Origin of the sequence: Vibrio aestuarianus (assembly GCF_012395185.1) — a bacterium.
In the GTDB taxonomy this organism is placed as follows: Bacteria; Pseudomonadota; Gammaproteobacteria; order Enterobacterales; family Vibrionaceae; genus Vibrio; species Vibrio aestuarianus.
The window spans coordinates 1-11123 of the sequence record NZ_JAAZTU010000057.1 but is presented as its reverse complement, the minus strand read 5'-3'; the positions used below and the strand labels follow the sequence as shown (position 1 = coordinate 11123).

Genomic DNA, 11123 nt, shown 5'->3' with positions numbered 1-11123 from the left:
CGGGTTGAGTTGACCACGAATTTGAAACCGAAAATGCTCATTTGCCGACAACATAAAACGAATGGCCAGAGAAACCCCAAAAGATTAAACCCCTAAATTTACCTGAGTTGCATAACGCCGCATTAAGGTGTGAGCGACGTTTGGCTATACTTGAGCGAAGCGAAAATGCCAAGCGTTGCGAATCACTCTTAAATGCTTTGTTATGCGTACTTTTCCGCGAACATCTGTTTATAGGATTTATTCTGCAATGCTGAACCTGTTAACCCAAACTTGCTAGCTAGGGCTTCAAGTTCCGACCTATAAGCAATTAGCATCGATTCATCGTCAGTCATGATAGCGAACTCAGCAAAGTCGCCAATGCCATCTAATGAGTCAACCGTGATATGAAACTTGCCAACAAAATAGATACTTCGAGTTTTGGTAGCTTTTAACGTAATTTCGTACCCCATAGTTTCAAGCATGCTTTTAGCATTTTCTGCATCAATGATATTAGTCGCTTGACATCGGTCTGCCTCAGGGCCTTTTACAATCCAAAGCTTAATACCCGAAGGCTTCATAGTACGAATACAGACACTCTTATTCTGCTGATACAATGATTTATCAGGAGTATCAAAATAACAATCGGATTCTAGATTGTCCTCAACCATTATTTCATGGGGTATATTTTTCAAAACATTCATGAAATTAGTCTTCGACTCAAGGCGGTACTTTAGCTCTACCTCATACTTACCTTGAAAATGCTCATCGTTCATCTTGGGATCCTATAACAAAATGCGAATTTTACCATAAGAGTGAGTAGCTAATCATGCTCGTACGCATAACGCCCAATTAAGGTGTGAAGCACGCGACCACAACACTCAATTTGACCACCGTAATCACTGAACTTAACCCAAACCAAAAATGCCAAGCGTGCTGAATCACTCTTAAATTGTTTGTTAGCTTTGTAGTGACTTTTTTAGCTGTTCAACTAGACCTTTATCTGGTTTTACTGCGAAGGTCTGCCCTTGTGTCGTATGAACCCACAGTTTCAATGAGTAAAGATTAAACTTAGAAGTTTCAGTAACTGATTTAGGAAAACGAACAATCCAGTCTTCGTCATTTCCTTTGTAGCGAAACGGGACTGCAAATGTTGCGTCCTCCCCCTCAGCTAAAACTTTTGGTAAATCGTCAAAACCAGGTAGCTTGAACATTTGAATGAAACTAACCTTGTTTTTCCAAAAGCCTGCTCTCCATCCTATACTTTCAATCTTAGCTGGCTTATTACTCAGATTAACAATTTTAATCACACAGTGATCTGGGGCGTTTTCCTCGGTTCGGCTGACTAATTGCATATGTCGAACTCTAATGCGTAGTTTAATTTTGTTCTGATTATAAGCAAACCACAAAGATGTGATCACAGCAGAAACTGTACCAACACTTGCAACCCACGTACCGATCATTGACCAGAATTGAATATCTATCGAACTCATTTAATTCCTCTGAAAAGCTAACGCCCAATTAAGGGGTGAGCAACGCTACCACCTTACCTAACGCATTGTACCGTAAACACTAAATTTGAAGTAGATACAAAAATGCCAAGCGTTGGGAATCCCTCTTAAATTGTTTGTTATGTGAATTTAGCTATGAATTCAAAGTAAACCACCGTAGAAACAAAGAAATTTTAATAAGTTACGTGCAAAAACGATGCTAACCAAACCCTAAATTTCACAGCGATCTGAGCCAAAGAGAGCCACTTGCAGAATCAACAACAAAGAAAGCACCCTTTCAGCCATAACCAAACCTTTTGCTTCACCAGACTTTCAGAGCTGAATGTCAGCAAGCAAATCACTCAAAAAGACATTTAAATTAAAGCGATTTGAAACCCACAAAACTCAAGACAAAGCAGATCAAAAACTCCATTGAGGCAACCCACGAACCTTGAAAACGATCAATCTCAAGTTGTTCAAGAATCCATTTCGACTAAGCCAACTTGCCGATGACACGGAACGAATTCTCAATGAAATCGTAGATTTAACCTTAAAAACTCATCCAACACATAACGCCGCGTTAAGTGGTGAGCAACGCGACCACAATCCTAAACCATTGCGCCTTAAACACAAAACTCAACCTAGAGCCGAAACTCCCAAGCGTTGGGAATCCGTCTTAAACGCCTAGTTAGCTGCTGCACTTTCGCTAGCAAATTACACCAAAATGCCTAATTTGAAGCACATTATTGCTTTCAAGCGGCAAAGTAAAACGGACAGCTGTGAAATTAAAACCCAATCCACGAAATGCGCTTGGCAAAGAAGAAATGACCGAGAAAATCACCATTACTGAGCTCGGTAATTTGCAAAGAATTCTATCGAAAAAGCCAACGACAGAGCACACGAAACGAATTTAGGCATTCATGAATTCAACACCAAAGAAACCGCGCCAATGAACTTAACAAACACAACATTTCCCGTAAGCAGACTTCGTTAAGTTCAAACACTTCCCGAAAAGTGCCACTGGCAAGATAGTTGAGAAGCTGAGATTTGTCCGGTGTGTAGCTAGAAAACCCAAAGCCTTTCCACCCTAAATTCAACGTTTTTCTTAACCCCAGCTAACGCCCAATTAAGTGGTGAACAACGCACTGACCAAGCCGCCGCATTGCACCGTAAAACACTTTACCTAACGCATAGTAAAACTGCCACGCGTTGAGAATCCACTTGAATTGCTTGTTATGTGAATTTTACCGTGAATTCAAAGTAAACCACCGTAGAAATGAAGATGTTTGAATAAGTTACGTACAAAAATGATGCTTACCAAAACCTAAATTTCACAGCGATCTGAGCCAAAGAGAGCCACTTGCAGAATCAACAACAAAGAAAGCGCCCTTTCAGCAACCGCTAAATTTTTTGCGTCACCAGATTTTCAGAGCTGAATGTCAGCAAGAAAATCAGTCAAAAAAACATTTCAATTAAAGCGATTTGAAACCAACGAAACTCAACACGAACCAGATCCAAAACTCAATTGAGGCAACCCAAAAACCTTGAAAACGCTCAATCTCAAGTTGTTCAAGAATCCATTTCGACTAAGCCAACTTGCCGAAAACACGGAACGAATTCTCAATGAAATCGTAGCTTTGACCTTAAAAACTCATCAAACACATAACGCTGCGTTAAGGTGTGACAAGCGTTTGCCATACTTGAGCGAAGCGAAACCGGCAAGCGTTTGGAATCACTCTTAAACGCCTTGTTATGTACGTGGTTGAATCTAGCCCCAGAAACAACCGTAAGTATCGTCTTCCAATATTTCAAAGAAAGCTTCTAGGAGTTGGATCTCTGGAATTGGCTCATACGAATGCCATTTTTGGTCAGATTTCATCCAGTAGATTTTCCAAGCGTCACGCGACTTATAATATTTGATCTTGGCTACTGGGCACTCCATTTTTTCGGATGGATCATTCCACTTAGGACGTATCTCGAAGATTTCAATGACCTGCCCCTCTAACCTATACCCGATATCAAGTTGGTTACGGATCTCTTCTGGTGGTCGACAAGAATCGAGGTACTTCTCCACTGCCTTTCTGTAACGCTGTTGCTCAATTTCTGAAAATGCCATATCTATCACCTAACCCTTTAATTAAGCTAAGTTTACGACCTAATTTCATATGTTGGCTAGGTTAATTTTCGAGAAAGTACATAACGCCGCATTAAGTGGTGAGCAACGCTAAACACCAATATCTCGGCAAACCACTTAAATCACAAAACTGAATTTACACTAAAAACACCAAGCGTTGCGAATCCGTCTTAAATGCTTTGTTATGCAAATTCAATAAGATAAACCAAAATTTACACCAAATTGAATTAAGAAACCAATCAAAATGTTGGTTAAGTGAACCAAGAATCAACCCAAGCCCGAACCGTGATAAATAAGCAGCCAAAACAAAGTCCACCTTTCAGCAACAAACCCAACTTTTGAACCAGAAAAATTCAACGGGCAAAATATTCAGCGAACTCGAAATTCTCGATTGGCTTGCCCTTTCCACACTTTGCGACCGCTAAATTTACAACGCACCAACGAGAAAACTGATTGAGGCAAACAAAGAATCTTATCTGTTTTACGGGTTGAGTTGACCACGAATTTGAAACCGAAAATGCTCATTTGCCGACAACATAAAACGAATGGCCGGAGAAATCCCAAAGATTAAACCCCTAAATTTACCTGAGTTGCATAACGCCGCGTTAAGTGGTGAGCAACGCTACCACCCTGCCTAAACCATTGTGACATAAACACTTAAACGGAAGTAAGCCGAAAATGCCAAGCGTTGGGAATCCGTCTTAAACGCTTTGTTATGATTTTATCTCGATACGCTCACCAAAAGCCGATTTATCATACCTATCAAACAACTCTTCTTGCCACTCTTTATCGATATGCAAATGCTCTAACAGTGAATATCGTTCGACAAGTTGCCGATACTTAAAAAAATCATTTTCTGGATCATCGACAATACAGTTAATCGCTAGCAACTGAACCACCTCTTTATTCAAGAATGAACGCACTATATTCGAATAGAACTTTTCTGTCGGTGAAACATCTGTAGTGATCGCCACATTGAATTCCACGGGGTCTGTACTGAACTTACTATGTTGTAAGATAAACTTAAGTATATGGTATAGAACGCGAAAATAATGACTAGTATCACTCGATGACTCTCTCATTTTGGTAACTCTTTGATCAAGAGGATTACCTGTGCCATTTTTTATAACTGCACTGTGTAGCCTAGATATTTTTGATGCTTGAGGGATGTCTTTGACAATTAATCGCTCACTTAAACCAGAATGGACTGCGTTTAGTTGATTTAGAAGCGAAAAAAATGTGTCCTCAAATCTTTTCTTTTCTTGAGTTAACGCTTGTTCCCTTTGGGCTTTCTCTGTTTCCCTTAGCACATTCTGAGTTTCTGATAGTTCTGTTTTTTGAATAAGTACAGACTGAGTTAGCCAATAAAATGCTAATAAGGCAATTAGGGGATTAAGAAGCCCACCGACAAAATCTCCGAAAGTACCCCACATGGAACTATCAGTTGAAAATCCTTGTTTATTTATAAAATAAAACCAAGTTAAATACGTTGCAGGGATTGCAACGATTAGGAAAAACGCAAAGATCTTCGATCTTTTAATAGTTTTTGCTAAATCAGATGTTTCCAATATTACCTCCAAAATCATAACGCCGCATTAAGTGGTGAGCAACGCCAACCACCCTAGCTAAACCATTGCGACATAAACACTTAAACTTAAGTAAGCCGAAAACGCCATGCGTTGTGAATCCGTCTTAAATGCTTTGTTAGTACAATTTTCACACAGTAGTGGATATTAATTTAGTACTAGATTCTTCGAGATTATTACCTTGTCGATCGTAGCCTATAAACCCAAACTCTGGCTGTTTTAAACCTTTCACACTTGCTTTTACAGTGTTCTCCATTTCATTTTGAACTTCCGTATGCATTTTGAACATTTCTTCGTTCGTTTCTTCAATGGTTTTCTTTAATGCTTCCATTGCAGTGCCAAGCACTGGCAATTTCGATAGCTCAGCCCACATGTAGTTTTGCAGAAATGAAATTAAGAACGACCAAGCACTGTTGAGAGAAAAGTACGATCCATCCTTACTTTTTTTAAGCGTTGCGATGACTTTGCCTAATGCAGATATCATCATTACACTGTCAACTTCACCACTACTCTGAATCTCTTCAAGGATTTTTATAATTTCTTCAAACAGTTCATCGAGACGACTTTCGGAACGATAGCGTTCAAAAATAGAATCAAAGTCAAAAGCATCGGATTTGTCATCAAACGACCAAGTATGTTTAGTTATTTCCAACCTATTTTCGAGAATAAACTGCATCAACTGATGACTTTTTCTATGCCCTTCTGCATACAAGCTCGCAATCTGATTCAAACCAGTTAGCCATTTAGGTTGGTCGACTTCAGATAAGGCAGACCTTAGATCACCGGTAGCCTTCTTTACAATTTTCGCGTTGTTAATTTTATTTGACTCGTTTTCACCAGACAAACTAATAACGAGTTGATCCGTTGCAGCTAATACGCTTTTATATTTTTCATCTACAAATCGAATAAAAAACTCGACACTTTGATTATTGTTCATTTTTTCCTCCATTGTACTAACGCCCAATTAAGGGGTGAACAACGCCTCCACCTAAACCTAAAGCATTGTGCCATAAACACTTAACTGACTTGAAGCGAGGCCGCCAAGCGTTGTGAATCCCTCTTAAATTGCTTGTTATGCGATTTTTCCGCGCATTATGTACTGGGGACCCGCTAAACCACCCAAGTACTGCTCAAAAGTATTTTCAAAGCCACCCCTTTCGTAACACACTCTAGCCCCTGGATTTTTGCAATTAACTGTCAGGTAAATCCAGTTAAACATTGAGTAGTGTGCTTTTAAGTAAGGGAAAAGAACCTTAACCGCTTCCGTTCCTAACCCTTGACCTTGGCAGTTGATGTCGATAGCGAAAGCTCTTAAGCCTAGCCCGTCTTTCGGACAAAACTCATAATCAGAAGAATAAGCAACATCTAGTTTGAAGAAACCCACTACTGCACCATTGTTTTTTATGGCATGCAAATGAATTGTCTCACTCGCACTAGATATAAATTCGTCAGAAGTACCCGCAAATTTAACCTGTTCATCGGCTAAATGTACATTCTTAACTTCCTCAATATTTGACTCGTTAACCTTTTCTATTTCTAACATTTTACTTCCATACTTTTGAATCGCATAACGCTGCATTAAGGTGCGAACAACGCTAAATCTCCAAACCCAAACCACTCCACCTTAAACACTAAAGCCAAATTTAAACTGAAGTCGCCAAGCGTTGTGAGTCACTCTTGAATGCCTTGTTATGTCACGACCAAAGTCAGTCAAATTTAAGTGAAATATTCTTTTAATACAATAAGGTAGCTGTAAATAGACAAAAAATCGAAGCCGAAGTATTTGTTATCGCACTACCTTGAGTAGCGCTAGCGCGATCTCTTGAATTGTCGCGCAATTAAGGATCGCGAAAGCGCCTCAAGGTTAGCATGGAAATAACTAATATTCGTCCTTTTTGCCGTCTTTCTTCCACCCCGTTAGATTACACTCAAACTTGAGTATCATTACCGTACATCCAACCTGTGATGACCGTCGTGTCATAACGCCGCATTAAGTGGTGAGCGACGCTAAACACCAATGTCTCGACAAACTACTTAAATCACAAAAACTGAATTTACACTAAAAACACCAAGCGTTGCGAATCCGTCTTAAATGCTTTGTTATGCAAATTCAATAAGATAAACATAAAGTTACACCAAGTTTGATAAAGAAAACAATCAAAATGTTGGTTAAGTGAGCCAAGAATCTACCCAAACCTAAACCGTGATAAATAAGCCGCCAAAACAAAGCCCACCTTTCAGCAACAAACCAAGCTTTTGAACCAGAAAAATTCAACGAGCAAAATTTCCAGCGAACTCGAAACTCTCGATTGGCTTGCCCTTTCCACACTTTGCACCCGCTGAATTCACGACGCACCAACGAGAAAACTGATTGAGGCAAACAAAGAGTCTTGCCTGTTTTACGGTTTGAGTGATCCAGTAATTTTGGTGTGGAAATGCTGATTTGCCGACAACATAAAACGAATGGCCGGAGAAATCCCAAAGATTAAACCCCTAAATTTACCTGAGTTGCATAACGCCCAATTAAGTGGTGAACAACGCACTGACCAAGTCACTGCATTGCACCGTAAAACACTTTACCTGACGCATAGTAAAACTGCCACGCGTTGAGAATCCACTTGAATTGCTTGTTATGTGAATTTTACCGTGAATTCAAAGTAAACCACCGTAGAAACGAAGGAATTTGAATAAGTTACGTGCAAAAACGATGCTTACCAAAGCCTAAATTTTACAGCGATCTGAGCCAAAGAGAGCCACTTGCAGAATCAACAACAAAGAAAGCGCCCTTTCAGCCACAACAAAACCTTTTGCTTCACCAGACTTTCAGTGCTGAATGTCAGCAAGCAAATCAGTCAAAAATGCATTTCAATTGAAGCGATTTGAAACCGATAAAACTCAACACAAACCAGATCCAAAACTTAATTGAGGCAACCCAAGAACCTTGAAAACGATCAATCTCAAGTTGTTCAAGAATCCATTTCGACTAAGCCAACCTGCCGAAAACACGAAACGAATTCTCAATGAAATCGTAGCTTTGACCTTAAAAACTCATCAAACACATAACGCCCAATTAAGGGGTGAACAACGCCTCCACCCAAACCTAAAACATTGTGCCATAAACACTAAATTTGAAGTAGAAACAAAAGTGCCAAGCGTTGTGAATCCCTCTTAAATTGCTTGTTATGCATTTATAAACCACCACACAGGTCTAAGTAATTTCCTGTAGAGAACGATGATTTTTCCGATGAGAGCCAATAAATAGCTTCTGCCACTTCTTCTGGCTTACCACCACGCTGAAGAGGAATAATACTCTTTAACCTCTCAACCCTTTCAGGTTCTCCACCATCAGCATGCATTTCCGTATGTATCAGCCCCGGACGGACACAATTAACTCTAATGCCCTCTGAGGCAACTTCTAGTGACAAGCCTTTTGTTAGCGTATCAATTGCTCCTTTTGAAGCCGCATAATCAATATACTCATTGGGCGAGCCTGAGCGAGCTGCTCCCGATGAAACATTTAAGATGACGCCACCGTCGCCACCATGACGAGTAGACATACGTTTAACCGCCTCTCGGCAACAAAGAAAGTAGCTAGTCACATTGTTAGTCAAAATTGTATTGATTCTGTCGGCCGTCAGATCCTCAAGACGAGACTGCTTACGCAAAATTCCCGCATTGTTCACGAGTACAGATAATGAGCCTAGCTCATCGTCAATTTGTTCGAACAACCTCAATACGTCATTCTCAACGGAGACGTCTGCTTGAACTGTAATACAACGGCCACCCGCGGCTCTAATGTCTTGAGCTAACGCTTCGGCCGAAGCTGAATTGGACTTGTAATTAATGCAAACCGCATAACCTTTTGACGCAAATAATTTCGAAGTCGCTGCGCCGATGCCTCGGCCGCCACCTGTGATTAAAACCACTTTTGAATCATTCATAAATCATCCTTGAATCGTAAAATTGGAGGAATGCATAACGCTGCGTTAAGGGGTGCAGGCCCGCAATACAATGTTTCTGCATTACACCTTAATCACAAAACTTAACGCAAACTAAAAAAGCCACGCGGGCCAAGTCCCACTTTAATGCCTTGTTATGATTACGGTTTAAGAAAGCTTCCATGACAAAGAACCGCTGATTTTACGGCATTGCTCAAAACCATTACCAAACCTTTAATCTAACTTGACCGACAAATGTGACCAACTTAAAACGATAACTCCAACCAATTAAACCGCCTCAATCAAAGCGCCTTTGAACCAGTGAAACCTTCAACTCGTATTTCCACAATCCTACAATGAAGCAACCCACGAACTTGGTTTGTGCAGTGCTTACAATGGCAAAGAATTTGGGCAGATGAACCAAAATTGCTGAATATCGATGAAGCTAAAAAACCGGAGAAATCCCCAGTCTTTTCCTCAAGATGGCTCTTTTGCTTTTGTAAACATAACGCCGCATTAAGGTGTGAGTGACGCTTGGCTATACTTGAGCGAAGCGAAACTGCCAAGCGTTGCGAATCACTCTTAAATGCTTTGTTAAGTGCCTGTGCTTAAAAACCTACGATAAAGCTTGGTACTGACAAGCCAGAGTATGACGCCATAGTACAAAGCATTAGTAAGAACCAAATTAGACCAAGAGAAATCGCCACATAGATAGGAATACGGCTTACCGAATGTCGATTCATGATCATCTTATTTACCAAAGAACGACTACGTCCACCAATTTTCTCTCGAACAATGGTGTTATAACGTTCCTGTCGATTGTGGAATAAGGAATACAAACACCTACGCTCTTCAGTTGAGTCATGAATTTGTAGAAGTAATTCATGTTCTAATCGAGTTAGTGTCGCCTCCCAGTATTCCTGCCAAAACTTCGCACCGGCTGCCATTTGTGCTTGAAAGACCGAAGTAACAAGACCAACAACACAAATCATGAAGCTAACAACAGGAACTGTATGAGCTGATTGAATCAAGCCCATAAATATTACCCCTTGGAACACCATAAAAAAGTTATTACGTTGCACTAACTGGGTAATTTCAAAATTTCGGCTTTCAAGTGCGATTTTGAACAAGTGCTTCAGCGCTTTTTCATCACTATTCTGCGGAATATCAATTGGCTCGCGCTGTTGATAGTTAATATTGGTCTGTGAGTACACATTGAAATTACTCTTATCTAACTTTGACATATTTCCTCTTATTTGATTGCCGAACTAAAGTGGCACTTAACGCCAAATTAAGCTGCTACCGACGCACAATGCCACTTTTAGTAATACACCGTAATCACGAAACCGCTTGGAACTGATGAAGCCACGCGTTGGTAGTCAGGCTTGAATTTTTTGTTAGGTATTACTATTTCGTATTCACTTGCTTGGCAAAGAATCACTAGGTTACCGCATTGTGATGAATGAAACCCAAGCCTTTTACTCAATTTGACCGCCAAATGTGATGAGCTTAAAACAAGTAAATCATTAATCTAATTGAAAAAATCAAAGCGACTTTGAGCCAGTGAAACATTCAACCAACCTACTTCATTTTTCAATGAAGCAACCCACGAATTTTGACATGAGAAACCGCTGAAGAAACTTGATAACTTGGGCAGACCAAGCTGATTTGCTGACATCCGCAAGCGAATGGCTAGAGAAATCCCCAAATCTTTTTCCCAATAATTACGCCTTTCTCTTCGTAAACCTAACGCCCAATTAAGTGGTGAACAACGCACTGGCCAAGCCGCTGCATTGCACCGTAAAACACTTTACCTGACGCATAGTAAAACTGCCACGCGTTGAGAATCCACTTGAATTGCTTGTTATGTGACTTGGATTCAAGTACGAAGTGCGACACCTCTGAACATAAAAACAGTGAGATGCGATAATCATGAAGTTTGCTCCCGCCAAGAAGTAAAAAACATGAAATACACGCACCTCACTGAGAACGAAAGGTA

The 11123-nt window shown here is 40.2% G+C and carries 10 protein-coding genes; 2 read left to right on the top strand and 8 right to left on the bottom strand.

Annotated features, from left to right (window positions below; all coding sequences use genetic code 11):
* Positions 1–200: 200 nt before the first annotated feature.
* Both cyaB and HGG78_RS17835 read right to left on the bottom strand, forming a co-directional pair.
* Complete coding sequence (gene cyaB / locus HGG78_RS17840; protein ID WP_172533693.1) at positions 201–752, bottom strand: class IV adenylate cyclase; 552 nt, start codon at positions 750–752, stop codon at positions 201–203.
* 183 nt (positions 753–935) lie between these two features.
* On the bottom strand, positions 936–1469 hold the full coding sequence (locus HGG78_RS17835; RefSeq protein ID WP_172533692.1) for a hypothetical protein: 534 nt from the start codon (positions 1467–1469) through the stop codon (positions 936–938).
* A 469-nt stretch (positions 1470–1938) separates the two neighbouring features.
* Between HGG78_RS17835 and HGG78_RS17830 the strand changes: the two genes are divergently transcribed.
* Complete coding sequence (locus HGG78_RS17830) at positions 1939–2154, top strand: hypothetical protein (protein WP_172533691.1); 216 nt, start codon at positions 1939–1941, stop codon at positions 2152–2154.
* Positions 2155–2245: 91 nt separating this feature from the next.
* Positions 2246–2380 (top strand): hypothetical protein, encoded by a 135-nt coding sequence (locus HGG78_RS19180; RefSeq protein ID WP_255091408.1) that lies wholly within the window; start codon positions 2246–2248, stop codon positions 2378–2380.
* Between the two features lie 854 nt (positions 2381–3234).
* On the opposite strand, the gene HGG78_RS17825 is transcribed toward HGG78_RS19180, so the two are convergent.
* The 6 genes from HGG78_RS17825 to HGG78_RS17800 form a co-directional block, all read right to left on the bottom strand.
* Positions 3235–3582, bottom strand: a complete 348-nt coding sequence (locus HGG78_RS17825) for a DUF3024 domain-containing protein (RefSeq protein ID WP_172533690.1) — start codon at positions 3580–3582, stop codon at positions 3235–3237.
* A gap of 731 nt (positions 3583–4313) precedes the next feature.
* Positions 4314–5168, bottom strand: a complete 855-nt coding sequence (locus HGG78_RS17820) for a putative phage abortive infection protein (RefSeq protein WP_254068254.1) — start codon at positions 5166–5168, stop codon at positions 4314–4316.
* Between the two features lie 148 nt (positions 5169–5316).
* Positions 5317–6123 (bottom strand): hypothetical protein, encoded by an 807-nt coding sequence (locus HGG78_RS17815; protein ID WP_216835662.1) that lies wholly within the window; start codon positions 6121–6123, stop codon positions 5317–5319.
* A 135-nt stretch (positions 6124–6258) separates the two neighbouring features.
* Positions 6259–6729, bottom strand: coding sequence for a GNAT family N-acetyltransferase (locus tag HGG78_RS17810; protein ID WP_115340149.1), 471 nt, complete (start codon positions 6727–6729; stop codon positions 6259–6261).
* 1645 nt (positions 6730–8374) lie between these two features.
* A complete protein-coding gene (locus HGG78_RS17805; protein ID WP_172533688.1) occupies positions 8375–9127 on the bottom strand; it encodes an SDR family oxidoreductase in 753 nt (250 codons plus the stop codon).
* A gap of 605 nt (positions 9128–9732) precedes the next feature.
* Positions 9733–10368, bottom strand: a complete 636-nt coding sequence (locus tag HGG78_RS17800; RefSeq protein ID WP_049879144.1) for a RipA family octameric membrane protein — start codon at positions 10366–10368, stop codon at positions 9733–9735.
* Between the last annotated feature and the right edge of the window lie 755 nt (positions 10369–11123).

Coding starts and splice junctions, on each gene's coding strand:
- cyaB (WP_172533693.1), bottom strand. CDS start 752: ATGAACGATGAGCATTTTCAAGGTAAGTATGAGGTAGAGCTAAAGTAC.
- HGG78_RS17835 (WP_172533692.1), bottom strand. CDS start 1,469: ATGAGTTCGATAGATATTCAATTCTGGTCAATGATCGGTACGTGGGTT.
- HGG78_RS17825 (WP_172533690.1), bottom strand. CDS start 3,582: ATGGCATTTTCAGAAATTGAGCAACAGCGTTACAGAAAGGCAGTGGAG.
- HGG78_RS17815 (WP_216835662.1), bottom strand. CDS start 6,123: ATGAACAATAATCAAAGTGTCGAGTTTTTTATTCGATTTGTAGATGAA.
- HGG78_RS17810 (WP_115340149.1), bottom strand. CDS start 6,729: ATGTTAGAAATAGAAAAGGTTAACGAGTCAAATATTGAGGAAGTTAAG.
- HGG78_RS17805 (WP_172533688.1), bottom strand. CDS start 9,127: ATGAATGATTCAAAAGTGGTTTTAATCACAGGTGGCGGCCGAGGCATC.
- HGG78_RS17800 (WP_049879144.1), bottom strand. CDS start 10,368: ATGTCAAAGTTAGATAAGAGTAATTTCAATGTGTACTCACAGACCAAT.